The organism is Paraferrimonas sp. SM1919 (genome assembly GCF_010993985.1).
Classification (GTDB): Bacteria; Pseudomonadota; Gammaproteobacteria; order Enterobacterales; family Shewanellaceae; genus SM1919.
Map to the genome: position 1 here is coordinate 26,131 of NZ_WINH01000009.1, position 25,177 is coordinate 51,307.

Sequence of the window (25,177 nt, forward strand, 5' to 3'; positions counted from 1 at the left end):
CTATGGCGTTTATGAGACAATCGTCGCCCCATGTTCGTGAGCGAGTAAGCACCTCTAAAGTGATGCTGTGGACAATTTTAGCCACAATACCAGGGATGTTATTACAAACCGCTTTCTTTGGTATTGGTAGCTTAATTCAAGTGCTACTGTGTGTGGTGTTTTGTTTAAGTTTTGAAGTGCTGTCCCTAAAACTTAGGGGTAAGCAGCCACAAAATTACCTAAAAGATAATTCGGCGATTTTAACCGGGGTATTAATTGGTCTGGCCTTGCCTGCCCTCGCCCCTTGGTGGCTGGCGTTTATTGGTTGTTTATTTGCCATTATGATTGTGAAGCAATTATATGGTGGCATTGGTAATAACCTCTTTAATCCAGCAATGGCCGCTTATGTGTTACTGCTGATTTCATTCCCGGTACCCATGACCCAGTGGCCAGCTGCCAGTTATCTCAGTGCCAGCACACCCGGTCTATTAAGCAGTCTTGATGCCATTTTCTTTAATAACTTAGAGGTTATTAAGCAAGCACAACTTGGTTTTGATGGTGTCTCTATGGCTACGGCGTTAGATACCTTAAAAACCGATTTAACCTTAGGGCTCACCAGCTCTGAAAGCTTAGCTAAGTCATTATTCAGTAATGATTATGGTTCGCCTTGGATGTGGTTAAACCTCGCCTACTTAGCCGGTGGTATTGCACTCATCCAACTTAAGGTTATCCGTTGGCATATTCCAACGGCGATTATTGCCAGCTTGTTTTTCTGTTCTGCACTGGGGTATATCTTTTTGCCGGACTTATCAGGTTCGCCCATTTTCCATCTAAGCAGTGGTGCCACCATGATTGCGGCATTTTTCATTGCTACCGATCCTGTATCAGCGGCCACCAGCCCGAAAGCCCGACTCATTTATGGCGCTCTAATTGGTTTGATGATTTATATCATCCGTACTTTTGGTGGTTACCCAGACGCAGTCGCCTTTGCGGTGCTGTTAGCCAATATTTGCGTGCCATTAATTGATTACTATGTTCGTCCTCAGACCTACGGCCACCCAAGGGATTAATCATGAAAAAAGCGATTTCTAAAAATGGTCTGATCTTAGCGGGATTTGCGTTAATTTGCAGTGGCTTAGTTGCCGGTGTTTATTCACTAACCAAAGACACCATTAAAGCCCAAGAGCTACTGCAAAAAACCAAAGTGCTGCAAGAGGTGATCCCAACTCGTTACCACGACAATCAACTCAACCAGTTTTGTATTAAGGTCAGCGATGAGCATCGTTTAGGATCAGACCAAGCCTTAAATGCCTACATAGCTACCCTTGCAGGTGAACCCAGTGCCATAGCCATTGAAACCATCGCCCCAGATGGCTATAACGGCAATATTCAAATTCTGGTTGGTTTGACCAAAGCGGGCGAAATCCTTGGTGTACGTACTATTAGCCACCAAGAAACCCCAGGCCTTGGGGATAAAATCGAATTAAGAAAGGCCGATTGGGTGCTTAGCTTTGATGGTTTTACCCTTGCCAACGAGAAAGATCCCCGTTTAGCGGTAAAAAAAGACGGTGGTCAATTTGATCAGTTTACCGGTGCGACGATTACCCCTAGGGCATATACCAAGGCGGTTAAGAACGCCATCGTATATGTGACTAAGCACCCTGAGTTATTTAACCAAAGCCCCAATTGTGAGAACTAGTCATGTCTGAATATCGTCAACTCGCCTGGCAAGGCCTTTGGAAAAACAACCCTGGTATTGTGCAGCTATTGGGTCTATGCCCGCTGCTTGCGGTAACTGCTACCTTTACCAACGCATTAGGTCTCGCCCTAGCTACCCTAGTGGTATTAGTGGGTTCAAACATTTGTGTGTCGTTAATTAGGCAGTTTGTCCCTAAAGAGATCCGTATTCCAATTTTTGTAATGATCATTGCAGCGCTGGTAACCTGCGTACAATTATTGATTAACGCCTATGCCTATGGCCTGTATTTATCCCTAGGGATCTTCCTACCACTGATTGTGACTAACTGTGTGATCATCGGCCGCGCCGAAGCCTATGCCTCTAAGCAACCGGTTCACAAAGCTGCCTTTGATGGCCTAATGATGTCCATTGGTTTTGGTTTAGTGCTGATCATTCTAGGCGCGGTGCGCGAAATCCTAGGTCAAGGCACGCTGTTTGATGGCATCGAGCTGTTATTAGGGGATTGGGCTGCATCGCTGACAATTAATATTGTGCAGTTGGATAACCAATTTTTACTGATGATGTTACCGCCAGGGGCCTTCTTTGCGATGGGCTTTATCATTGCTGCGAAAAACTTTATTGATAAAAAACTAGAACAAAAACAACCCGTAGAACAAGCGCCAGCGGTTGAAAGGGTACGAGTGACAGGGAAGATCTCTTAATGAATAAAGATAAGCGCATTCAAATTCTGACTCGGCTAAGGGACGATAACCCAAACCCTGAGACCGAATTAAACTTTGCCACCCCATTTGAATTGTTAGTGGCGGTGACTTTATCTGCCCAAGCAACGGATGTTGGCGTCAATAAGGCTACCGATAAGCTCTTCCCTGTCGCCAATACGCCACAGGGTATTCTGGATTTAGGCTTAGAAACCTTTAAGGACTACATTAAAACCATTGGCCTTTATAACTCTAAAGCCAATAATGTCTATAAGGCGTGCCAAATCCTGATTGAAAAGCATTCAGACTTAGATTTAGAGGCCGGTGAAATTCCAGAGTCTCGCGAGGCATTAGAAGCCTTACCTGGGGTTGGCCGCAAAACCGCTAACGTGGTACTGAACACCATTTTTGGCTGGCCAACCATGGCAGTCGACACCCACATTTTCCGTTGGGCCAACCGTACTAAATTTGCCATGGGTAAAGATGTCGTCGCGGTTGAAAATAAACTGGTTAAAGTTATCCCCAAAGAGTTTATTGTCGATGCTCACCACTGGTTTATTCTGCACGGACGTTACATCTGTACCGCCCGCAAACCTAGGTGTGGCGCCTGTTTAATAGAAGACCTATGCGAATTTAAAGAAAAAACCGAAATCGCTTAAATCGATTCTCGGTATTTGGTAATCATTTTTTGCTAACCGAAGACCGATTAGTGCAAAAGATCAGGGCTACCTTCAGCCCTAATCTGCTATTTAATCAGTCAATTGCTCGCCCAAATCTAGAATTGGTTTTCTCTTATTGATCTTTGCTGCTACTGTTTGTTTTTTCTTGTTATTGAATATTAACCACACAATTAACAGGACTAAGCCACAAAATAACACTACCGAAGCAAACACTAACATTTCAATAAAATGCAGTTTATAGGCTTGCTCTTGTCTTTTAAGGGCTTTTAAAGCCTCAAGTTTTTTACGCTCTGGGGTTCTTTGGAAATCAAGCGCTGAAACGCTAAAATTCAATGGTTGAGCATCGATAATCAGCTCTCTGCCATCCACAGTAGTGGTGAACAACCTCGCCCTTAATATGTATCCCCCTTCTGCTAAATAAGGGTCTAATTGATAGGTGATACCCGTTACATCATCAAAATTCAATGTTTTTACTTTATAGTATTGATCAGGCCCATCTATGCTTACTTGTAATTTTGAATCCGCTTTGAGCAATGATTTATCATGCAGATCAACATTCAACACCTGTATGACATCAATACCATCTTCTAAATGATTAAGTGTCATTGAGAAAGGAACAGGCTTGATGACAAGATCAATTAATTTAGAACGACTAAAAAGCTCATTCGAGGCTTTTAGTTCAATTTGATAGTCACCAGCCGGAACATCTATATTAAAGTCACTGGTAAAGATACCATCATAAGCAATTGCGTCTAATTTTTGGCCATCGTCTTTTAATCCACCAATTTCAATTTTACGAGTGTAACTTTCACCTTGAAATATTTCTGGTTTAATGAGTGTCGCTTGCCAATTGAGTAAAAAGTCCATTCCGGCTATTTTGATCGGTAATTCATCACCTAAAACTCTTGCGGTTATCAACAATTTTTCATTCTGGTAAATACTTGCTGGCAAAGGGTCAACCTCAATGCTGATCTCAGAGACCATATACAGCTTTGATCCTTCCACTACTTCACCTAAGATTTGCCAAGGCCCAGCCATAGGTTGTTTTAGCGTAATAATTTCAGCGACATCAGAATTAAACCAAGTAACATTGCTATCATGCCTGTCATGATAAAGTTTACTACCATCTGGCCGAATTAAAATAATATTCGGCGATTGATAATTCTTATTGATCCACAGGGTGATATCTTCAGAAAACGCATCCACTCTAAAGCGGTTTTTGAGCAATTGAGAGTGCTCACTGGTAAACCCTTTGCTGCTTAATATATTTAAAAATAAAACCACAAGCAGATAAAAAATGTTGCGCATAAAATCCTTCTTAATTATTGCCAAATTGGGTTGTCTACCAACTTAAGTCTTTCCTCATGTGCTTTTGTTTCATCGGCACTCGCGCGGATAACTTTAGTCATTGGCCTATTTGAATCTAATCTTATTATCGTAGAAGCGCCCATGCCTTTATCATGACCGCTCCAATTCATGGCAATTTGACCACCTGTCATTAACAGATAAACATCGGCTAGGATTTCAGCATCAAGCAATGCGCCGTGAAGGGTTCGATGGGAGTTATCAATGCCCATTCGCTTACAAAGGGCATCTAAGTTATTTTTTTGTCCTGGAAACTTACTCTTAGCAATGTCTAAGGAGTCAGTAATTTGGCACATATCCGCAATTTTAGTGTTATGCCCCAACAGCGATAACTCATGGTCCAAAAAACTCACATCAAACGGTGCGTTATGGGCAATAAATTCTGCACCATCAATGAAAGCGAGAAATTCTTTAGCGATTTGAGCAAACACTGGTTCATTCGCCACCCTTTCATCAGTGATCCCGTGAACGGTGATGGCCTCTGGATCAATCAATTGCTGAGGATTAATATATTGGTGAAAAGTACGTCCAGTAAGCTTTCTGTTAATCACTTCGACGGCACCAATTTCGATAATTCTATGCCCTAAATAGACGGCGCCACCACTTTGGTTCATACCCGTGGTTTCGGTATCGAGGATAATTTGTCTTTTAATCGTTGATTGCTGCATAGGAAGTTCGTTAAGGTAGCTAAATAATTACTATGTTATCAACTTAACTATGACACGCAAACAAATACAAATCTTTACTGATGGTTCTTCACTTAAAAATCCTGGACCAAGTGGCTATGGTGCCGTTTTAATATACAAACAGCATCGTAAAGAACTCAGTAAAGGCTATAAATTATCCACCAATAACCGAATGGAGATGCTGGCAGCCATAGCCGCTCTAGAAAGCTTAAAAGAACCTTGTAATGTTGAATTGACCACCGATTCTCAATACGTCCGCCAAGGGATCACTCAGTGGCTACCCGGTTGGAAAAAAAAGAATTGGCTTACCGCTGCAAAGCAACCGGTTAAAAACAAAGATTTATGGCAACGCCTCGACACAGCCTGTGAACATCACCAAGTTAACTGGCATTGGGTAAAAGGACATTCAGGCCACCCTGAAAATGAAAGATGTGATCAATTAGCGAGAACTGCGGCAGAATCTAATCCAACCGAAATTGACCAAGGTTACCAAGCTAACTAGGCTGGGCAACTGGCAACCATTGATTGATGCGCCTTTTATTTTTATGCCATACAGGGGTTAATGGCGAAATATATTTGCGTGCGTGAAGTATGTATACCGAGCCTAATTTAGGAAAATATTGACTGAACTGGGGTGCTGAAGTGGCTATGCTATCGCTCCTACCTAGACCAAATTGATAAAAACAATATTGCTCGGTTTCCAAAGAGAAACCGAGCAATTGTAACCAGTCAACAATACGCTTTACCCGATAAAAATGGCCATTCCAAGGCTGATGGTTTTTGTTTTTAGGAAAATACTTCGTGCTCGCGAGCAAGCCAAAGGGGTTAAAGCCGATTAAAATCAGATGCCCATCAGTTTTAATAACCCTTTCAATTTCCCTCAAAAACACATAGGGTTGGGAACTAAATTCAAGTTCAAAAGCACTAATAAATAAATCACAGGTTTGGCTACCTATGCTTAATGATAAATTATCACTGATAATGTCAGCTTTAGTTAACCTCGATAGGCTAGTATGTCTTATTACAGGACAAGCATGAGTAGAAAGTTGACTCGCAACAGGACCTGAACAAAGCAATTGCTGACCAAGCACTCGTTTAATAATGGGATCAAGATGTCCTTGGATCTCATTGAAGAGTGTTTCATGTTGGGCGAATTGTGGCCACACAGGCGTGATAGACTCATTCATCATTTATTTATTGTCTCAAATAGACGTTTATAAACTATTAATTATAACCATAGCAATTTTCAACAATCTGGAAAACCACATGTTAACACCAATTCCAATCCGCGCTTTTGATGATAATTACATTTGGTGTATCAAGGATAAAAAACAAGCGCTTGTAGTCGATCCAGGGTGTGCTGATAGTGTCATTGCATATTTACAGGCCAATGATCTTCAACTTGCTGCAATATTAGTCACGCACCATCATCAAGATCATACTGGTGGCATCGAAGCGCTCATTGCATTTTACGGTGCCATACCAGTTTACGGTCCTGCAAACCGTATCGACACGATAAATATCAAAATACACAGTGAACAAACAATTAAATTAAGCCCGTTTGAACTGGAAGCAAAAATTTATTTTTGTCCTGGGCATACGCTGGATCATATCGCTTACCATATTGACGACATGTTGTTTTGTGGCGATAGTCTCTTCAGTGCTGGTTGTGGCCGTCTTTTTGAGGGAGATGCCGCTATGGCTTATGCTTCACTACAAAAATTTGCACAATTAAGCGACAAAACTCGAGTATTTCCTACTCACGAATACACTTTGGCCAATATCGACTTTGCTTTATCAGTTGAGCCTGATAACCTTGATCTGCATGAGCACAAACAAAAATGCCTCGAGCTCATCGCCAGAGGCCAAGCTACTTTACCAACTAGCATTGAAACAGAGAAAAAGATCAATCCTTTTTTAAGGTGCGAGCAACCAGAAATTATCAATTCTGCCAACTTGGCTACTAACAAGGCTATTGATTCTGTTACCGTATTTTCTAAAATACGTTCGCTAAAAGATCATTTTTGATTCCACCGTACATAACGGCAAAATTATGCTAATAAGCATTTAAATTAATACAAAAAGTATTAGCAACAAGTTACAAATTTTTTAAGGGTACCCATGAAAAAGCTGGTTTCGCCATCGATTCTATTAATGTCATTACTTAGCGGCTGCCAGTCGGTGGATGTTATTGAAGCGGACAATAGTCAACTTACCGCACTTGAAGCAGAGAACGCTTCACCTCCAGTAGAAGAACCCGAACAGCAATTAAACGAACAACAACCCGAGGTCGTTATTACTGATGCATGGCAAAGAGTAAGCAGTCAGCTGACCTTTGATGTACCAGAAAACGCTCGAGTAAACCACTTTGTTAAGTGGTATCAAAAACACCCCAGTCATCTTCAGGTTGTCACGAAACGTGCTGAACCATACCTACATATGATTGTTGAAAAAATCGAGCAAAGAGGACTGCCTCTTGAGTTAGCATTTCTCCCAATTGTAGAAAGCTCTTTCGATGCCTTCGCATACAGCCACGGCTCAGCCTCAGGTATGTGGCAATTTACCGCAGCAACAGGGAAGCATTTCGGTCTAGAAATCAACTGGTGGTATGATGGTCGACGGGATGTTTTTGCTGCCACCGATGCCGCCTTAGATATGATGGAATATTTATACAAGCGCATGGACAATAACTGGTTGTATGCCTTAGCGGCCTACAACACCGGTGAAGGTAGAATTTTCCGAGCCATCAGCAAAAATAAAAAGCAAGGCAAAGCTTATGATTTTTGGTCACTCGATTTACCCAAGGAAACTGAACGTTACGTGCCGCAGATGCTGGCATTAACAAAAGTATTTAGGGATCCTGCAAAATACGGACTAACCATCAGCCCAGTTGCTAATCAACAAAAAATTGTTCAAGTAGATGTCGGTTCGCAAATTGACCTGTCAATGGCCGCGGAATTAGCCAGTATTAGTCTAAAAGAACTGCAACAGTTAAACCCTGGTTATAACCGCTGGGCGACTTCGCCTACGGGCCCCCATAACATCGTGATCCCAATCGAGAAGGAAGCTGAGTTTAAGCAAAAATTAGCCCTGCTCCCTGATGAAAAAAGGCTAAAATGGGTTCGATACCAAATTGAATCAGGAGACTCTATTGGGGAAATTGCCAACAAGCATTACACCACTATCGATGTCATCCGTTCCGTAAACCAAATAAATGGAAATCAGATTATTGCGGGAAAACATTTATTGATCCCTGTAGCAGCAAAAGACCCAACCCAATATCAATTAAGTGTTGACCAGCGCTTAGCCAAAAAGCAATCGATTAAGAGAGCTAAATTTAAAAAGAATTATCTCGTCAAATCTGGTGACTCTTTATGGAGCATCGCTAAGGCCCATAAAGTTAATGTGTCGGCACTAGCAAGGTGGAATTCCATGGCCCCTAGAGACACCTTAACGGTTGGTAAAACTCTAGTTATTTGGAATAATCTTGGTGCTAGCAAGAGTAATGGGGTTTTAAGGAAAGTCCATTACAAGATCAGAAAAGGGGATTCATTAGCAAGGATTGCCTCTAAATTTAACGTCAGCGTTTCTCAAATCAAGCGCTGGAACAGTTTTAAAGGCAAATATATCCAACCTGGGGACATGTTAACTCTGTATGTTGATGTCACTCAAGTTAGCAGTTAGCGCTAGTGCTTATATTCGCTAACGCCCCATCGATGGCCCTTCGGCTTTAATAGTGGTTTTTGTTGGCGTTTTTCGCTAAATCGCCCCCCAATAGTTGGCTCTCAATTATTGGGGGGCTTTTATTTAAAGTCGTCTGGGTTTTTGGGGTTGGCGAACCAATAAACATAAAATTCCGCGGTTTCAGGCAACTGCAATGCATTCGCCTTAGGTAACGTTATCCAATAACTTATGGAATCTTGGGAGGCAATGCTTAGCTGGCTAACGGCTTGCATAAAATGACGACCATCAGACCACTGCCATACCGTTTGATCTTGAGCCACGATTCGCAAATCGTAGTACTTTGAGCTACTAAAATGAAGTTGTAGGGTTTTTGAAGAAGTATTCGTTATTTTAAGCTCTATTTGCTGCATTAATCCTTCACGCCACGGTGCTAATCCCTGTAGCTGCATACTCACAGAGTCGTACTCAGATACCACAGAATTAGCCTCTTTTAGTAATCCTGTTAGTTTAAAAGTGGTTTCCAAGGTCGCGCCATTAGCCGTGGCGCAAGCAAACAAGAACATCCTTAGTGCTTTAGTTAACATACACTTTTCCATATCTGTATTATTGGCTTTAATGATAATGACTGCCATTTCCTAGTCATAATCAATAAATTGACTCACCCAGCAGTTGATTATTTTCATATATGAGGTCAACGACAGGGATGGCCAGTTTTAAACAAATATATATTACCTTCTAAAATAATTATTGCTAAAATATTGAGTAGCGATTCGAAACTATTGAAGCATCTATCTTAGGTCATTTATGACAACAAAAAATATTTGGGCGGAATTTGCCAACATCGAACTATCTGATTATGAACAAAAACAAATTGATCAAATCAAGCAACAGCAACAAGCCGAAAATGCGCAAGTGCAAACTCAGGGGGATAGTTCTGTATTACAAAAAGCAAAAACCACCTTACAGGTAAAACAATACCTTACCACCTTAAACCTATCAGATGCCAGACTGCAGCTGCTCGCCAATGCTGCCACTGAATTATTAACTGAAAATAAAGAAAGGGCTAAAAAAAGAGAGTTAGTTCAAACTTTTAAAACTAAGGTGTTTAATTTCGCTAAAGAACATAACATGAGTTATGAACAAGTTATCGATATCATGTATTCCCTAGAGCAGCAATAGAGTGTTCAAGTCAGAACATTATAAAGTATCCCAGGACATCCAATTATTAATCGTTCCCAAAGATCAGGACTCAGCTAACTTATTACAACTGCAATCGCAAGACACCACATCAGAATTAGACTTATGTGAACCTATCCTGCCAAATAACCAATATGATTCCATTTTTATTGAGGTCTCTGCCAATAATTTAGATTGGCAACAATTGGGCACACTGATGCAGGTAATAGAACAGCTTAGCAATGATGATGGGCGCTGCTATATTTGTGGTTATTTTGAATATAACCAGCGCCTACCTTTTTGCAATTCGATAGCGCAACAATTACAAAATCACTATGGTATTAGTGAAATTATTGATTTAGCTGAGCACTGTGGGCTGTTACTCGTTAGAGATCATATCCTAAAAAATGGTGCGAGAATGTTAGAGTTTTCCCTCAAAAATGTTTAACCGAAGTTAAATCACCCCCAAAAGGTGACCCAACTCAAACTTTTAAACTAAGAATTTGCTATAACCGCATTTTTTTATACTGCATCTTACCGCAAAAGGGTGATATCAGGCTCTTGCTCTAGGCATTATAGGTTCGGTACACTAACCCTACATTTTAGAGCAGTGGTAGGCAGCATATGCCCCAAAATCAATAAGCTCTTCAGGTAACTCTTTTCTGGATTGTAACAAGCTAAATAGGCAGTATTTATCGCCTTTTGCATATGGAAGAAAGAAAACACCAAGGATAGTTACAACCCTCATTTAAGTCGTAAAAATAGAATAAAAATGGGATGTAAACAATGACTCAAGAAACTCAAAGCAAAGCAATAGATAAAGAGCAAGGTAAGCAGGACGTTTCAAAAGCCCTCAGTGCGTTAAGATTAAAAAGCAAATTAAGCCAAGAGAAGCTTGCTCAACAAATTGGCATTTCTGACCGTTATATTCGTAATGTTGAAAGCGGCAAGAGTATGCCCTCTTTTGATATCGTTCGTCGCTGGTTTAATGCGACCAAAGCTTCTCAAAAGACCATACTCTCTATTGTGCAGATGCAAAAACTAAACTAACAATAGCGCTAATAAATTAAAACCCAGCTTATATGCTGGGTTTTTTGTAAAGGTATTATGGCTTAGTGCTACTTCGGACTTGGCAAAGCGACATTAACAACATAATTATCTTTCAACCAGTTACGCCCAATAAGCAATTTATAGGACATTTTACTGCGGTCTCGTAAATTTACCTTTATTTTTCGCTCAAGGCCCTTGTAGCCCACATCTAACTCAACCATATAACGTATTTCCTCTCCTTGGGAGTTACGGATCCTAGATGTTTCTACAATCACCGCCGAAATCGCAACACTTTGGCCATCTTCGTTGAGTGAAGTAAATTCAATAGTTTTACCCACATTCTTTTTCTTATCATCGACACCATCGATTACATGCATATCGATTGCATGTAATGAAGTTTCTACCGCACCTGTATCGATTCGGGCATGATATTCAAGGCCAGATTGACGAACACTCAAAATTTCAGTCGGGCCAATCTCAGGTAATGCATGTTTACCGCTAGGGCAAGCGGTTAACAATCCAACCGTCATTAAAAGTGCAACAGCTTGAGTAAAGCGTTTAACGGACATATAAAAAGCTCCAGAGCTAACTTAAAAAGATTATCTTTATGAACACCGTAATAGAACTTAATTTTAGTCATTAATAAAGTTTAACGCTGCAAAACTGTGTCACAGAGCTCATTTGTTTGAAACTTTACACAATGAAACTGTTTTTGGGGGAATGCTATGATGGTAACAACGCATGGCTGTAAATCTTGGTTTGGTGAGTAATATGACCTAAAAGCTGAGATGCCCTTAAACAGGTCATCTCAGTTTGACTGTGATTGCAAATTAACTCTTTTTATTTCTATAAGTAAGCTTATCAAGTAAAGCCTGTAAATGTGGTGCCAGTGGCGCCTTTGCTGTAATGCGCTGTTCTGTATTAGGGTGAGTAAAGGTTAACTCAACTGCATGTAAGAATAACCGCTCTAACCCTAGGTTTTTCATTTGCTCCGTAAACGCTTCATTACCGTATTTATCATCGTGGGCGATGGGATGTCCCTTTGACTGAGTATGCACACGAATTTGATGGGTACGCCCAGTAACAGGGCTTGCCTTAACTAACGTGGCACCTTGATATTCTTTCTCAATTGCAAAACGTGTTTCACAGGCCTTTCCCTCTGGGTGCACCCTGACAATTCGTTCACCTGATGGCAAAAGTTTTTTTAATAGTGGCACTTTTACCACTTTATCTTTCGGATCCCAATCACCATCAACTAACGCTAGATAATGCTTACGCATTGTTTTTTGACGTAACTGATCATGTAAGTGCCTTAATGCACTACGTTTTTTTGCCACCAACAAACAACCAGAAGTATCTTTATCCAAACGATGGACCAATTCTAGGAATCGCTGCTTTGGCCTTAAGGAGCGTAATCCTTCAATAACGCCAAATTTGACACCAGAACCACCATGCACGGCAATAAACGCTGGTTTATTGACCACCATTAAATGCTCGTCTTCATAAACAATCGCATCCTCTAATTGCGAAACCTTATTAAGTGACGGAGGCGGTAATGCTTGTGATTCTGATACTCGCATTGGTGGCACTCTGACAATGTCGCCCTCTTGAAGCTTGTATTCTGGTTTAATTCTTTTTTTATTTACACGAACCTCACCTTTACGGATCACACGGTAAATTAGAGATTTGGGTACCCCTTTTTGGCGGGTACGAAGAAAGTTGTCGATACGCTGACCATGATATTCAGCATCAATCTCGACAAAATCAACGCTTATGGCTTTTTGCTCTGTTTTCATAGGGGCAATTGTACTTCAAAAAAGTGGTTGTTGCTGACCATTTTCAATCTAAAAATCGCTGACTACACAATTGTGCACAAAAATTAACATAATATAACCTCAAGACATGATTTTAGGTTTAAAATGAAGCGGATGTGATGTTCATGATTGCTCTATCACAATACAATTGCTATAGTGTCAATTACTGCATTAGAGCCCAATTTGGGATGCAGATTGATAATTCGCTTGAAAATTTTAGGTCGGTACCCAGCAATATTTGATTCGTGTTCCTATTCCAAGGGGGATAGGCATATAAACCCACACGAATAGACCATAAGTCCTATCAAGCTAAAAATAAAAGAATTATCCACCCTTAAGTAGGTTATTAAAATTAAACCGTTACAATAGGGCAGTGCTAAGTGCACAGTGAAAAATCCAATGATTTTTTGGGATTGGTTGAGCATCAACGAGTTCCTTTATGTTTGATCTGAAACATAATTGAAAATATAGACAATGCCACGCTGAGAAAGCGTCTTACAACCTTGATACCCAGTTCGTAATAGTCGTGAGACTATATTTTGCACAGAACCACCCACTTGCTTACCCCTATTGTGACCTAAAAAGAGATTTTTTCGTCGCATGAAACGCATGTTAATCAATGCAACTCAATCTGAAGAGTTGCGTGTTGCCCTAGTCGATGGGCAACGTCTTTATGATCTGGACATTGAAAGTCCTGGTCATGAACAAAAAAAGGCTAATATTTATAAAGGTAAAATCACCCGAGTGGAGCCCCACCTAGAGGCTGCGTTTGTAGATTATGGTGCTGATCGCCATGGTTTTTTACCCCTTAAAGAAATCGCCAGAGAGTACTTCCCAGAAGGCTATAGCTTCCAAGGTCGCCCGAATATTAAAGAAGTGATCAAAGAAGGCCAGGAAGTCATCATCCAAATTGATAAAGAAGAACGCGGCAACAAAGGTGCGGCTCTAACTACCTTTATCTCACTTGCTGGTTCATACTTGGTATTAATGCCAAATAATCCTCGTGCAGGTGGCATTTCACGTCGTATCGAAGGTGATGAGCGCACTCAACTAAAAGCCGCTCTTGCTCAACTTGAATTACCAAAAGGTATGGGGCTTATTGTACGTACCGCGGGTGTAGGCAAAGAAGCACAAGAATTAGCAGATGATCTAAACTACCTTCTTAATCACTGGCAAAACATTAAAACTATTGCCAATGACCGTGCGGCTCCTTTCTTAATACACCAAGAAAGCAATGTCATTATGCGCGCCATTCGTGATTACCTTCGCCGTGATGTGGGTGAAATCCTGATCGATCATGAACGCAGCTTTAATGAAGCACGTCAACACATTGAACTTGCTCGTCCGGACTTCCTAGATAAAGTTAAACTTTATAAATCTGAAGTTCCACTGTTTACCCATTATCAAATTGAAACTCAAATTGAATCCGCGTTTCAACGTGAGGTAACTCTACCTTCGGGTGGCTCAATCGTTATCGATCCAACAGAGGCGATGACATCAATCGATATTAACTCTGCCCGAGCAAACAAGGGTGGCGATATCGAAGAAACCGCATTAAATACCAACCTTGAAGCAGCAGATGAAATTGCTCGTCAATTGCGTCTTCGTGACTTAGGTGGCTTAGTGGTCATCGACTTTATTGATATGGGGCCAACCCGCCATCAACGTGAAGTCGAAAACCGTATGCGTGATGCTGTTCGTCAAGACCGTGCACGTATTCAACTAGGTCGTATCTCTCGCTTTGGTCTAATGGAAATGTCGCGTCAGCGTCTACGCCCTAGCCTAGGTGAGTCTTCTGCCCATATTTGTCCTCGCTGTAATGGTCAAGGCACCATCCGTGGTATTGAATCATTGGCGCTGTCAATACTTCGTCTTATGGAAGAAGAAGCAATCAAAGAAAATACTTCACAAATTGAAGTCATTGTTCCAGTTGATGTCGCTGCTTTCTTACTAAACGAAAAGCGCAAAGCCATTCGCATTACTGAACAACGTCATAATGTTGAACTGTATGTCATCCCTGACAAGCACATGCTGACGCCAGAATACAAAATGACTCGCCATCGTAAAGATGACACCGTTGATGAGGTTAGCTACGAGCGTACCCCTGCACCTGTTAATGACCTTTACGAGCCAAGAAAGCTAGAGCGTAAAGAATCAGACAAGCCGGCATTAAGCGGTTTCGCTGAACCTAGCACTAAAGCCAAGCTAAAGAAAGCACCACAAAAGTCACGTTCCAAAGCTAAGGTGAAATCTGATAAGCCTGGCTTATTCGCAAGATTAGCCGCTGCTATTGTTGGACTATTTTCTTCTGAAGAAGAGCAAAAGCAGTCTAAAAACAAGCGCCATCAGAAAGGCAATCAGCGTCGTAATAATCGTAATGATAAACGTAACGATCGTCGTCCTAAGCAAACTAATCGTGGCAAAGAATCACCACAAGAGCGATTATTACGCGAGAAAGAAGAGAATCAAAAGCGTATCGACTCTGAAGGCCGTCGCACCACAAAAGAGCAGCGTCGCAAGCCTAAAGCTAAAGTTGATGCCGAAGGTGAAAACAAACAACCGCCAGCTCAAGCTTCTAAAGAAGAAGTGAGAGAGCGCCGCAGTCGTCGTAATCTTCGCAAAAAGGTTCGTATTGAAAACGAGCAAACTCCCGTAGAAAGCACGGTAACGCCAACAGCTGATGTTGTTGTAGCACCTTCAGAGCCGCCTGTAGAAAATATTCAAGTACAAGTGGACAATGCTGCTACAACTGAACAAAGCCAAGAGCAACGTAAAGACAATGGCCGCCGTAATCGCCGTAGCCCGCGCCATCTCAGAGCATCAGGTCAACGTCGTAGACGTGATAATGATTCAGAGAAGTCAGAGACCATCATTGAAGATAGTACTCCACTTCAACTTGATCTTAATGAAGTTCAAGAGCAGCAGGCTATTGAGGTTGTAATTCCAAACAATGATGTCGCACCAACTCCAGTTGTTGAGGCAGAAACGGTTCCGGTTGCTGAAGCGGAAACCACAGCGGTTGCTGAAGCGGAAACCACAGCGGTTGCTGATGCTGAAACCGCAGCGGCGACTGACGCTGAAACCGCAGCGGTTGCTGACGCTGAAACCGCAGCGGCGACTGACGCTGAAACCACTGCGGTTGCTGAAACTGAAACCACTGCGGCGACTGACGCTGAAACCACTGCGGCGACTGACGCTGAAACCACTGCGGCGACTGACGCTGAAACCGCAGCGGCAGCTGACGCTGAAACCACAGCGGCGACTGACGCTGAAACCACAGCGGTGACTGACGCTGAAACCACAGCGGCGACTGACGCTGAAACCGCAGCGGTTGCTGACGCTGAAACCGCAGCGGCGACTGAAGCTGAAACCGCAGCGGCAGCTGAAGTTGAAACCGCAGCAGCAGCTGAAGTTGAAACGAAAGCAACGACTGATTTAGATGAACAAACCGCTACCCGCTCAAGCTCAAAAGCTGCAAACCGTTATGCTAATATGACGCTTGCTGATGCGGCTAACGCCATCGCAGAGCCTAGCTATAATCAACCTGCTCCAGAGTTTGCGGCTAACACACAAATTCAAGCGGAAGTGATTTCAACTAATGTTAATGAGTCTCGTTACCAGAATATGGTGAATGCTCATATGGCTAATCCTAAAGTGTAAACCTAGGGTATAGCCTCATATAAAGGGAAGCCAATGCTTCCCTTTTTTATGCGACCGCTTGCTATTTTTAACAAAAACCTTACACTCCACTCAAATTATAAAATCAACTGGAAGTACTATGTTTGATATAGATAAACCTACCAATTATAGTCCTAGGGCAGATATTCTTTCTGGACTGACTGTTGCCCTTGCTCTTGTACCTGAGGCAGTCGCTTTTGCTTTTGTGGCGGGCGTAGAACCTATGGTAGGGCTTTATGCTGCATTTATTGTTGGCTTAATCACCTCATTATTTGGCGGCCGACCAGGCATGATTTCTGGTGCAACTGGCGCCATGGCCGTTGTGATGGTAGCACTGGTTGCAAGCCATGGGGTTCAATACTTGTTTGCCGCTGTGGTATTAACTGGTCTGATACAAATTCTGGCAGGCGTGTTTAAACTAGGGAAGTTTATTCGCATCGTCCCTCGCCCAGTAATGATAGGCTTTGTGAATGGTTTAGCCATCGTCATCTTACTGGCACAAATGGGACAGTTTAAAACCTACAATCCAGATGGCACGATGCAATGGCTAACCGGTACCCCTTTATACATTATGTTAGCGTTAGTCACTTTAACTATGGCCATCATTCACTTCTTGCCAAAATTGACGACTGCGATCCCATCGTCATTAGCAGCAATTGTTACCGTTAGTCTCATTTCCATAGGCTTTAACCTTGATACCGCCAACGTTGTAGATTTTGTTAAAGGCATGAGCGGCAACCCGGATGCAACCATTGCCGGTAGTCTGCCACAATTTAGCATCCCACAGGTGCCGTTCTCTTTTGAAACCCTTTACATTATCGCCCCTTACTCATTTGTATTAGCTGCGGTAGGTTTAATCGAGTCGTTATTGACCTTGACTGTCGTTGATGAAATGACTGGAACACGCGGACGTTCCAATAAGGAATGTTTAGGACAAGGCGCAGCTAATATCACTAGTGGCTTCTTTGGCGCTATGGGTGGCTGTGCCATGATTGGACAATCAATGATCAATGTTAACTCCGGTGGCCGAGGACGTTTATCTGGATTTACCGCTGCAGTAGCTCTACTTATGTTTATCTTATTTGCCGCACCGTTGATCGAACAGATCCCTCTGGCTGCCCTTGTCGGGGTGATGTTTATGGTAGTATTGGGAACTTTTGAATGGGCTTCGTTCAAAATGATGCGCCAAGTACCTAAGCAAGATGCCTTTGTTATTATTTTAGTAACCGTAGTCACAGTATTTACTGACTTAGCCTTTGCGGTATTCGTCGGCGTAATCGTTTCGGCATTAGTATTTGCTTGGGAACATGCCAAACATATCTTAGTTCACACTCATATCGACCAACATGGTCAGAAAATATACGAATTAGATGGACCGCTATTCTTTGGTTCTGTAGCTGGCTTCCTTGAGTTATTTGACAACCACAATGATCCACAAGATGTCATTGTTGATTTTGGCCGCTCTCGTGTATGCGACCAATCAGCACTTGAGGCTATTGATACTCTGGCTGAACGTTACTTAAAAGTTGGCAAGCGTCTACACCTTCGCCATCTATCAAAAGACTGCCAAATACTATTAAACAAAGCAGGTAGTTTAGTTGAAGTCAATGTGATTGAAGATCCGACCTATAAGGTAGCTTCTGATAAATTAGCATAACAGCAAAGGTAACGATTAACCCAGTTCACTCGAACTGGGTTTTTTTTAGCTTCTGCCAACACTGACTACCGTCTGCATCAACACTTGCGACTAACCATTAAGAGTGATCCCTTTACACAGCACAAGTTATTATAATCGCTACTTAAATTTTAGTGTTGTCACCATGGAACTGTGAATCTCCCCAAGGAACTGGGCCAGCTATACTGACATCACAAGGATTAAATTTATGTTCTTCGATCTGATTAAAACTCAAACAAACTTCTGGAATGCTGGCTATTATAATAATTGCTATACTGCTCAATTCAGTGGCATTAGTTATTTAGCAAGTTACCAGATCTAACAATGATCAATCGATTAAAAAGGCTTGGATTTCATCCAAGCCTTTTCTTTTTAGATACTGTAAGTGTAACTTGCTCCAATTCCGAGTGGGATCCCTAAGCCCCAATACAGCAGCAAAAATAACGTCCACAAAACTAAAAACAAAATGGAATACGGCAGCATCATTGCCGCTAAAGTGCCTATACCTGCTTTGGAAACATATTTCTGACAGAATACGACAACAAGTGGAAAATAAGGCATTAAGGGAGTAATAATGTTGGTACTAGAATCACCAATGCGATAAGCAGCTTGAGCCAAATCAGGGCCAATACCTAACTGCATCAACATAGGTAAAAATATCGGTGCCAGCAGAGCCCATTTCGCCGAAGCACTGCCTACAAATAAATTGATAAAACCAGTTAATACTATAATTCCAGTGACCGTGACTCCTGCAGGAAGGGCTAAGACTTTAAGGGCTTCAGCCCCCTTAAGTGCTAATAAAATACCTAGGTTAGATTGGCTAAAAGCATAGATAAACTGAGCAATAAAGAACATGATCACTAAGTAATAGCCCATTGATGTCATGGCTTTACTCATACCCTCCACAAATTCTTTAGAATTTCGGATGGTACCTATTACTATGCCATAAACCACACCTGGAATTAAAAATAACAAGAAAATCAATGGCACAATAGACTTCATTAACGGTGCACTAAAGGCGGTTAGACTGCCATCGGCGCCACGCCATGGGGAGTCCACAGGCACCGTAGCTAATAGCATGAGGCCAATACCAACGAATACAGACACTAATGACCAACGTAAGGCTTTTTTCTCTTTATCATTAAGGGGATCCATTGAAGGAATGGCCCCTACATCACCGTCTACTTTATTGCCCTCAAGTTTTGGCTCTACAATTTTATCGGTAATGAACCAACCTAACAGTATGATCAAAATAGATGAAGCCGCTGTAAAGTAATAATTATTTAAAGGATTCAAGACTACATTAGGGTCGAGAATTTGCGCACCTGCCTGAGAAATACCCTGGAGCATGGGATCTAAAGATGATGGGACAAAGTTAGCAGAGAACCCTCCTGAAACCCCCGCAAAAGCCGCTGCGATACCAGCAAGAGGATGGCGCCCAGCTGCGTAAAAAATTACCCCACCTAAAGGGATCACTAACACATAACCTGCGTCAACCGCAGAATGGCTGACAATACCCACCATAATAATCATCGGAGTCAACAACCATTTGGCGGTTACCGCCAAAAGGCCACGCAAACCTGCATTAATAAAACCAGAATACTCTGCAACGCCAATACCTAACATTGCGACTAGCACCACCCCAACTGGATGAAAATGGGAAAAATTGGTCACCATATTCGAGAACAAATCAGCAATAGCCGCACCGGATAGTTGGTTTTTAATTTGCAGTGATTCACCCGTTCTTGGGTCAATGGCATTGAAATCTACCCCTGCTAGCGCCCATGAGCAAAGCCAAACAATAGCTAAAAGAAAAATAAATAACACGGCAGGATCAGGGAGCTTATTCCCCATCACTTCCACTTTATTAAGGATCCTCTGGACTCGTGTGTTGGTTTGTTCCGTCATGTTAAAACTCCCTGTTAACTGATCTCATTCATTGCTCAATGAACAATGATTCAATTTGTTGGATCTTTTATACAGGAAAAAATTAATAGATGCGAGAGCGGCTTCGCCTTCGAGCACGCCTTCCAGCTTTTGGCACGGGCTACCCCCTCTTGCTTCGCAGCAACGCTGCTTTAGAACGCTTCGCTGTAGCCTACTGCTTCTCATATTCCTATCAGTAAAGGCAAACCGCAGTAACGACCTAAGGTCGTGCCAATGAAACCAAGTTAGATACGAAAGCGGCGAAGCCAAGAAGGAGCGACCTGATGGGAAGCATATAAAAAAGGCCCTAACCTGAGGTTAGGGCCTATCAAGATTACAACAACATCTTAGAATCTTACGTTGATACCGCCGTAGAAGCGACGACCTAGTACATCATATACTTCTGGTGTCGTACCACCATCAGAACCGTTTGAGATGAAGCGTGGTTTCTCATCAGTTAGGTTCTTAATACCAAAGCTAATGGTCATGGTATCTGAAACGTGATAGTTAGCTGAAATGTTATGGTACATGATGTCACCTACCATTTTGCCATAAAGTGGGCTGTAGCTCGCACCTTGGTCTAACATATCGCCAATGTAACGGTTCGTGTACATTGCAGACCAGTCACCACTGCGAGCAGATAGACGGAACATGTTCTTCCACTTAGCGTACGCACCAACGTTTTGGTCAACCACACCCGCTAAGCTGCGGCCGTCACGGTCAAACTTAAGTAAACGAGTTAAGTCGTTGTTTAAGTTCCAGTCTAGACCTAATGCTTCAAAGCTATACTGGGTATTGAAGTCAATACCTGTAGTACGGAACTGACCTACGTTAGTCAGTGGGTTACGGAAGTTAGTAAGGTCACCACCGTTACCGATACCAAATACTTTACATGCTTCAGATTGAGAAGCATCCAATCCATTTGCTTGATCAGCGTGACACTGATTTAGGCCTGCTTGAGCATCTAAACGAACAATCGCATTTTTAATATCATAATCGAAGTAGTCGATTGTGAACGATAAACCATCAACACTTTGTGGTGAAATCACCATACCCGCAGTGAATGATTTAGATTCCTCTGGACGTAAATTAGGGTCTGAAATGTATTTAACCTTAATTTGTGGATCTTTCTCATTACCCCATGGGTCAGTTAGGTAATCGAACGAGTATGAGCTACCACCAAATAGTTCATTAATGTTTGGTGCACGGAAGCCTGTTGCAGCCACAGTACGTAACATAATTGAATCTGATAACTCGTATGTCAAACCCGCTTTGTACGTTGCTTTACCACCAAAGGTTGAGTAATTATCGTAACGAACGGCAAATTCACCTGTTAAAGCATCCGTAAATGGTAATGCCATCTCGGTGTATACCGAAGCAACTTGGTAATCACCTTTGGTAGGATCTTGTTGTCCAGAAGTCGCGTCACCAGAAATCACTTTTGCATCTGGAGTAAAGTAGCCACTTTCACCGCGGTACTCAAAGCCCGAAGCAAATGCTGCCATACCACCATCCATCTCGAATAAATCACCAGAGATGTTAGCTTGTAAGGTGTGCTGACGGTTACCACCAGAGTTCTGCTGGGTAAAACCAATTTTGTTTAAGGTGTTTTGTGAAAGTGGACCACCACCTACCCACTCATTTGGGTTTTGGTACATTGATTGTTTCATCGCAGTACCATCGATTGAGTTATGTACGTAACTCTTAGCTTCGTTATAGCCTAGAGTGTAAGACACATCCCAGTTTAAACCTTCGTGGGCATCAATATAGCCATCAAAACCAGCACTTAAGCGGAAAGTATCTACATCTTGCTCGTAAATACGAGGGCCTAAATCGGTCATACGGCGACGGTACTCTAAGCGGCCAAACTTATCAGGGGTAATACCACCAGCAACCATATCAGGTGTCATTTCAATACAGTCAACACCCGGCGTGCCCGAACCTTCCTGACATACATTCAGCATCACTTTAGCTGGCTCTGGCGCTAGCTGCTGATGTGAAATACGCTTGGTGTACATAAAGTCTGCAGTGAAACGAGTATCATCTGAGATATCTTCGGCTGCTGAAGCAAATAAGTTATAGCGCTTTGAAGGCGTTTGATAGTAAGAGGTCTTAGTATAGTCGTAGCCTTTATCTGGAGCCTGCCATTTACCGGTTTCAGGGTTGTAAACTTTACCCCCTAAAGTACCGCCAGGGATAAAGCTAGAGTTACCAGGTTCTGTCCATGCACGGTCAGATTGGATCACTTGGCCACGTTCATTGTAACTCGCACCAAAGGTGTAATTACCTGAGTCAGTATTAAAACCATATAGTGCTGAAACTGATTTGTTTTGACCATCACCGTGGCCAGTAGCACCGCCTTTAACATCTAAAGAAAAGCCTTCAAAATCAGTTTTAGTGATGATGTTGATTACACCAGCAATGGCATCAGAACCGTAAATTGCAGAAGCACCGTCTTTTAAAACTTCAATACGCTTAATCATGGCCACTGGAATGTTATTCAAGTCAACAGAACTGTCAGCACCTGTGCCTGAGTTAACCATACGACGACCATTAACAAGCACCAGTGTTCGGCTTGCACCTAAGCCACGAAGGTTAACTTCTGCTTTACCATTTGAACCATTGTTTGAGGTACCACCAAGTGCCATGCCAGCCATTGCTGGTTGAGATGCTAGCACTTCATCAACACTGTTATAGCCTTGGGCGGCAATTTCTTCTGAACCAATTACGGTTACTGGAGAAGCGGTTTCCATATCAGCACGCTGGATACGTGAACCGGTAATTTCTAAGCGCTCTACCTGCTCTTCAGCGATAGCTTGGGCAGCAGTCATGGCTGACGCTGCAATTGAGGCATAAATGCCATATTTTACCGCCTGGGCGATTTTATTTTGCTTGTTCATCATAGGTGGTCTTCCTCTAAGCAAATTGTTGTAATTCTTCTCTTGATCAGGGCGTTGCCCTTAGCCGTTTATTATTGTTATTCGGACTTGAGCCAATAGTGTTTTATTTTGTGACGGGGATCAATACCACCAAAATTTAACTACTAAAAAGCCATTTTTTAAAGGAATTAACTAACAATGTTAAGAAAATGAGTTGCAACCTAAACGGGGGTGTTAAAAGGGAACTTTAAGTCTGCTTTTTTAACCTTTAAATCGAGAAAACATTAGCTTGCCGACCAGACCCGGTTAACAAAAAACAAACATCCGACCAGTGATTTTGTGCTAATTATTTTATTTAACTCGTTTGTTTGGGTGAACTTTAACCACTAATTATGAGGGAGCTGTCACATTTCCAGCTTAAAGTCGCCAAAACTAGCCTTTGCTGTAACACTATAGAAATACGGTGATAGTAAAAAACAAAGGGACCTTTCACTTTGCACAAGCTAAGATCCCCATTGGGTTTAATTGCTGGAGAATGACGTCTTACTCTGGACTTGGCAAGCCGAAATGAATATAGGCTCTATCGGTAACGATTCTTCCCCTTGGTGTACGTTGAATAAACCCCTGTTGAATTAAGAAAGGCTCAAGCACATCTTCAATCGTCTCGCGCTCTTCACCAATGGCGGCAGCAAGATTATCTAAACCTACGGGACCACCACCAAATTTATCAATGATAGCCATCAACAGCTTTCTATCCATATAATCAAAACCCTGATTATCCACGTCAAGTAAATCTAGCGACTGCTCTGCCACCTCTTTATTTACCTTTGCGTTGAATTTCACTTGGGCATAATCACGCACACGACGTAATAGACGATTAGCAATACGTGGCGTGCCTCGGGAACGACGAGCCACTTCAAAAGCGCCCTCATCGGACATTTCCACTGCCAATAACTTAGCACTACGGCCTACAATTGAAGCCAGTTCCTCAGGCGTGTAGAACTCTAACCTAAGGGGAATACCAAAACGTGCACGAAGTGGCGCGGTCAAGGAGCCCGCCCTTGTGGTCGCTCCAATTAGGGTAAATGGCGGCAAGTCGAGCTTAATTGAACGTGCTGCTGGGCCTTCACCAATCATGATATCAATTTGGTAATCTTCCATAGCCGGATAAAGCACTTCTTCAATCGCCGGAGACATACGATGAATTTCATCAATAAACAGCACATCACCATCTTCTAGATTGGTCAACAGCGCTGCTAAGTCCCCTGCTTTTTCAAGCACTGGTCCTGAGGTAGATTTAATATTGACGCCCATTTCATTAGCAATAATATTAGCCAGGGTCGTTTTACCTAACCCCGGTGGACCATAAATCAACAAATGGTCTAATGCTTCGCCACGATGTTTAGCGGCCTCAATGAATACCTTTAACTGCTGACGAGCTTCCGCTTGTCCAGTATAGTCATCAAGAGTCTGTGGGCGCATAGCCCTATCAACAGACTCACGCTCTTCAATTTCAACTGGGGCACCGGTTATTAGGCGATCCGCTTCAATCATCTTCTAGTCCTATAGCATCGCTTTTAGGGCGGCTTTAATCATTGCTTCAGAATTCATTCCTGGTTCGGCAATTTTTGATACTGCTTTTGATGCCACTGCAGGCTTGTAGCCAAGGGCTAATAACGCTGCAATAGCATCGCCTTCGACATCTTGTACCGATGCTGCCGAGGCCTCTAATGCGTGTAAGCTTGGCGCCGCTGTTGCTGCTACGCTGCCCTGTAAGTTCTTTAGTCTATCTCGCATTTCAATTAATAGTCGCTCCGCAGTCTTCTTACCCACCCCTGGTAATTTCACTAGACGGGCAACATCATCGGTGGCGACGGCATCCACAAATTCTGCTGAATTCATACCAGATAAGATAGCTAAGCCCAATTTAGGGCCTACACCATTCACTTTAATCAATTCACGAAAAAGCGCTCGCTCGCCTTGGTTAATAAAACCGAATAATAACTGTGCATCTTCACGAACCACAAAGTGAGTATAAATTGTGGCGATGGCACCCACTTCCGGCAACTCATAAAAACTGCTCATTGGCAGCTGCACTTCATAACCAATACCAGCAATATCGATTAATACTTCTGGGGCTTGTTTTTCTAATAATGTGCCTTGTAAACGACCTATCACTGCTGATTCC

Annotated in this window: 22 protein-coding genes; 12 read left to right on the forward strand and 10 right to left on the reverse strand. The window is 42.4% G+C overall.

Features of this window, described 5'->3' with window-relative positions; translation table 11 throughout:
* The first annotated feature begins 2 nt into the window (after positions 1-2).
* The 4 genes from rsxD to nth are packed head-to-tail and all read left to right on the forward strand — an operon-like array spanning position 3 to position 3,035.
* Entirely contained in the window at positions 3-1,049 is a 1,047-nt protein-coding gene (rsxD, locus tag GFB48_RS07070; protein WP_163933172.1) for an electron transport complex subunit RsxD, read from the forward strand.
* A 2-nt stretch (positions 1,050-1,051) separates the two neighbouring features.
* Positions 1,052-1,678: an electron transport complex subunit RsxG gene (rsxG, locus tag GFB48_RS07075; protein WP_205597696.1), complete on the forward strand. Its 627-nt coding sequence runs from the start codon at positions 1,052-1,054 to the stop codon at positions 1,676-1,678.
* Between the two features lie 2 nt (positions 1,679-1,680).
* Positions 1,681-2,379: an electron transport complex subunit E gene (locus GFB48_RS07080; protein WP_163933176.1), complete on the forward strand. Its 699-nt coding sequence runs from the start codon at positions 1,681-1,683 to the stop codon at positions 2,377-2,379.
* Positions 2,379-3,035 carry an endonuclease III gene (nth, locus tag GFB48_RS07085; RefSeq protein WP_163933179.1) on the forward strand — a complete coding sequence of 219 codons (657 nt, stop codon included), beginning with the start codon at positions 2,379-2,381 and terminating at the stop codon, positions 3,033-3,035. Before GFB48_RS07080 ends, nth begins: the two co-directional genes overlap by 1 nt.
* 90 nt (positions 3,036-3,125) lie before the next feature.
* Here the strand turns inward: nth and GFB48_RS07090 are convergent, their stop codons facing one another.
* Both GFB48_RS07090 and dnaQ read right to left on the reverse strand, forming a co-directional pair.
* Positions 3,126-4,364 carry a choice-of-anchor X domain-containing protein gene (locus GFB48_RS07090; RefSeq protein ID WP_163933182.1) on the reverse strand — a complete coding sequence of 413 codons (1,239 nt, stop codon included), beginning with the start codon at positions 4,362-4,364 and terminating at the stop codon, positions 3,126-3,128.
* Between the two features lie 14 nt (positions 4,365-4,378).
* On the reverse strand, positions 4,379-5,089 hold the full coding sequence (dnaQ, locus tag GFB48_RS07095) for a DNA polymerase III subunit epsilon (RefSeq protein ID WP_163933185.1): 711 nt from the start codon (positions 5,087-5,089) through the stop codon (positions 4,379-4,381).
* Between the two features lie 49 nt (positions 5,090-5,138).
* Between dnaQ and rnhA the strand changes: the two genes are divergently transcribed.
* Positions 5,139-5,609 carry a ribonuclease HI gene (rnhA, locus tag GFB48_RS07100; RefSeq protein WP_163933188.1) on the forward strand — a complete coding sequence of 157 codons (471 nt, stop codon included), beginning with the start codon at positions 5,139-5,141 and terminating at the stop codon, positions 5,607-5,609.
* On the opposite strand, the gene GFB48_RS07105 is transcribed toward rnhA, so the two are convergent.
* Positions 5,602-6,297: a class I SAM-dependent methyltransferase gene (locus tag GFB48_RS07105; RefSeq protein ID WP_163933191.1), complete on the reverse strand. Its 696-nt coding sequence runs from the start codon at positions 6,295-6,297 to the stop codon at positions 5,602-5,604. The two genes, rnhA and GFB48_RS07105, sit on opposite strands and share 8 nt — an antisense overlap.
* A 76-nt stretch (positions 6,298-6,373) precedes the next feature.
* On the opposite strand from GFB48_RS07105, the gene gloB reads away from it, so the two are divergent.
* Both gloB and GFB48_RS07115 read left to right on the forward strand, forming a co-directional pair.
* On the forward strand, positions 6,374-7,135 hold the full coding sequence (gene gloB, locus GFB48_RS07110; RefSeq protein ID WP_163933193.1) for a hydroxyacylglutathione hydrolase: 762 nt from the start codon (positions 6,374-6,376) through the stop codon (positions 7,133-7,135).
* Between the two features lie 93 nt (positions 7,136-7,228).
* Positions 7,229-8,791: a LysM peptidoglycan-binding domain-containing protein gene (locus GFB48_RS07115; protein WP_163933196.1), complete on the forward strand. Its 1,563-nt coding sequence runs from the start codon at positions 7,229-7,231 to the stop codon at positions 8,789-8,791.
* A 119-nt stretch (positions 8,792-8,910) separates the two neighbouring features.
* Here the strand turns inward: GFB48_RS07115 and GFB48_RS07120 are convergent, their stop codons facing one another.
* Entirely contained in the window at positions 8,911-9,423 is a 513-nt protein-coding gene (locus GFB48_RS07120) for a BsuPI-related putative proteinase inhibitor (RefSeq protein ID WP_163933199.1), read from the reverse strand.
* Positions 9,424-9,595: 172 nt separating this feature from the next.
* Here GFB48_RS07120 and GFB48_RS07125 point away from each other — a divergent pair, with 172 nt between their 5' ends.
* The 3 genes from GFB48_RS07125 (at position 9,596) to GFB48_RS07135 (ending at position 11,017) form a co-directional block, all read left to right on the forward strand.
* Positions 9,596-9,970, forward strand: a complete 375-nt coding sequence (locus GFB48_RS07125) for a hypothetical protein (protein WP_163933202.1) — start codon at positions 9,596-9,598, stop codon at positions 9,968-9,970.
* 1 nt (position 9,971) lies between these two features.
* Positions 9,972-10,415 (forward strand): hypothetical protein, encoded by a 444-nt coding sequence (locus GFB48_RS07130; protein WP_163933205.1) that lies wholly within the window; start codon positions 9,972-9,974, stop codon positions 10,413-10,415.
* Between the two features lie 338 nt (positions 10,416-10,753).
* Positions 10,754-11,017 (forward strand): helix-turn-helix domain-containing protein, encoded by a 264-nt coding sequence (locus GFB48_RS07135; RefSeq protein WP_163933208.1) that lies wholly within the window; start codon positions 10,754-10,756, stop codon positions 11,015-11,017.
* A gap of 68 nt (positions 11,018-11,085) precedes the next feature.
* Here the strand turns inward: GFB48_RS07135 and GFB48_RS07140 are convergent, their stop codons facing one another.
* Both GFB48_RS07140 and rluC read right to left on the reverse strand, forming a co-directional pair.
* Complete coding sequence (locus GFB48_RS07140; RefSeq protein WP_163933210.1) at positions 11,086-11,586, reverse strand: RimK/LysX family protein; 501 nt, start codon at positions 11,584-11,586, stop codon at positions 11,086-11,088.
* Between the two features lie 261 nt (positions 11,587-11,847).
* On the reverse strand, positions 11,848-12,813 hold the full coding sequence (gene rluC, locus GFB48_RS07145) for a 23S rRNA pseudouridine(955/2504/2580) synthase RluC (protein ID WP_163933213.1): 966 nt from the start codon (positions 12,811-12,813) through the stop codon (positions 11,848-11,850).
* 618 nt (positions 12,814-13,431) lie between these two features.
* On the opposite strand from rluC, the gene rne reads away from it, so the two are divergent.
* The gene (gene rne, locus GFB48_RS07150; RefSeq protein WP_163933216.1) at positions 13,432-16,491 is read left to right on the forward strand and encodes a ribonuclease E; all 3,060 of its coding nucleotides are present in this window, start codon (positions 13,432-13,434) and stop codon (positions 16,489-16,491) included.
* A 118-nt stretch (positions 16,492-16,609) separates the two neighbouring features.
* Positions 16,610-18,166 (forward strand): SulP family inorganic anion transporter, encoded by a 1,557-nt coding sequence (locus tag GFB48_RS07155; protein WP_163933219.1) that lies wholly within the window; start codon positions 16,610-16,612, stop codon positions 18,164-18,166.
* A 390-nt stretch (positions 18,167-18,556) separates the two neighbouring features.
* Here the strand turns inward: GFB48_RS07155 and GFB48_RS07160 are convergent, their stop codons facing one another.
* The 4 genes from GFB48_RS07160 to ruvA form a co-directional block, all read right to left on the reverse strand.
* Complete coding sequence (locus GFB48_RS07160; RefSeq protein ID WP_163933222.1) at positions 18,557-20,092, reverse strand: AbgT family transporter; 1,536 nt, start codon at positions 20,090-20,092, stop codon at positions 18,557-18,559.
* A 365-nt stretch (positions 20,093-20,457) separates the two neighbouring features.
* Positions 20,458-23,010 carry a TonB-dependent receptor gene (locus tag GFB48_RS07165; RefSeq protein ID WP_163933402.1) on the reverse strand — a complete coding sequence of 851 codons (2,553 nt, stop codon included), beginning with the start codon at positions 23,008-23,010 and terminating at the stop codon, positions 20,458-20,460.
* Between the two features lie 522 nt (positions 23,011-23,532).
* A complete protein-coding gene (gene ruvB / locus GFB48_RS07170) occupies positions 23,533-24,543 on the reverse strand; it encodes a Holliday junction branch migration DNA helicase RuvB (protein ID WP_163933225.1) in 1,011 nt (336 codons plus the stop codon).
* A gap of 9 nt (positions 24,544-24,552) precedes the next feature.
* Positions 24,553-25,167 (reverse strand): Holliday junction branch migration protein RuvA, encoded by a 615-nt coding sequence (ruvA, locus tag GFB48_RS07175; protein WP_163933228.1) that lies wholly within the window; start codon positions 25,165-25,167, stop codon positions 24,553-24,555.
* Positions 25,168-25,177: the final 10 nt, after the last annotated feature.

Coding starts and splice junctions, on each gene's coding strand:
- rsxD (WP_163933172.1), top strand. CDS start 3: ATGGCGTTTATGAGACAATCGTCGCCCCATGTTCGTGAGCGAGTAAGC.
- rsxG (WP_205597696.1), top strand. CDS start 1,052: ATGAAAAAAGCGATTTCTAAAAATGGTCTGATCTTAGCGGGATTTGCG.
- GFB48_RS07080 (WP_163933176.1), top strand. CDS start 1,681: ATGTCTGAATATCGTCAACTCGCCTGGCAAGGCCTTTGGAAAAACAAC.
- nth (WP_163933179.1), top strand. CDS start 2,379: ATGAATAAAGATAAGCGCATTCAAATTCTGACTCGGCTAAGGGACGAT.
- GFB48_RS07090 (WP_163933182.1), bottom strand. CDS start 4,364: ATGCGCAACATTTTTTATCTGCTTGTGGTTTTATTTTTAAATATATTA.
- dnaQ (WP_163933185.1), bottom strand. CDS start 5,089: ATGCAGCAATCAACGATTAAAAGACAAATTATCCTCGATACCGAAACC.
- rnhA (WP_163933188.1), top strand. CDS start 5,139: ATGACACGCAAACAAATACAAATCTTTACTGATGGTTCTTCACTTAAA.
- GFB48_RS07105 (WP_163933191.1), bottom strand. CDS start 6,297: ATGATGAATGAGTCTATCACGCCTGTGTGGCCACAATTCGCCCAACAT.
- gloB (WP_163933193.1), top strand. CDS start 6,374: ATGTTAACACCAATTCCAATCCGCGCTTTTGATGATAATTACATTTGG.
- GFB48_RS07115 (WP_163933196.1), top strand. CDS start 7,229: ATGAAAAAGCTGGTTTCGCCATCGATTCTATTAATGTCATTACTTAGC.
- GFB48_RS07120 (WP_163933199.1), bottom strand. CDS start 9,423: ATGGCAGTCATTATCATTAAAGCCAATAATACAGATATGGAAAAGTGT.
- GFB48_RS07125 (WP_163933202.1), top strand. CDS start 9,596: ATGACAACAAAAAATATTTGGGCGGAATTTGCCAACATCGAACTATCT.
- GFB48_RS07135 (WP_163933208.1), top strand. CDS start 10,754: ATGACTCAAGAAACTCAAAGCAAAGCAATAGATAAAGAGCAAGGTAAG.
- GFB48_RS07140 (WP_163933210.1), bottom strand. CDS start 11,586: ATGTCCGTTAAACGCTTTACTCAAGCTGTTGCACTTTTAATGACGGTT.
- rluC (WP_163933213.1), bottom strand. CDS start 12,813: ATGAAAACAGAGCAAAAAGCCATAAGCGTTGATTTTGTCGAGATTGAT.
- rne (WP_163933216.1), top strand. CDS start 13,432: ATGAAACGCATGTTAATCAATGCAACTCAATCTGAAGAGTTGCGTGTT.
- GFB48_RS07155 (WP_163933219.1), top strand. CDS start 16,610: ATGTTTGATATAGATAAACCTACCAATTATAGTCCTAGGGCAGATATT.
- GFB48_RS07160 (WP_163933222.1), bottom strand. CDS start 20,092: ATGACGGAACAAACCAACACACGAGTCCAGAGGATCCTTAATAAAGTG.
- GFB48_RS07165 (WP_163933402.1), bottom strand. CDS start 23,010: ATGAACAAGCAAAATAAAATCGCCCAGGCGGTAAAATATGGCATTTAT.
- ruvB (WP_163933225.1), bottom strand. CDS start 24,543: ATGATTGAAGCGGATCGCCTAATAACCGGTGCCCCAGTTGAAATTGAA.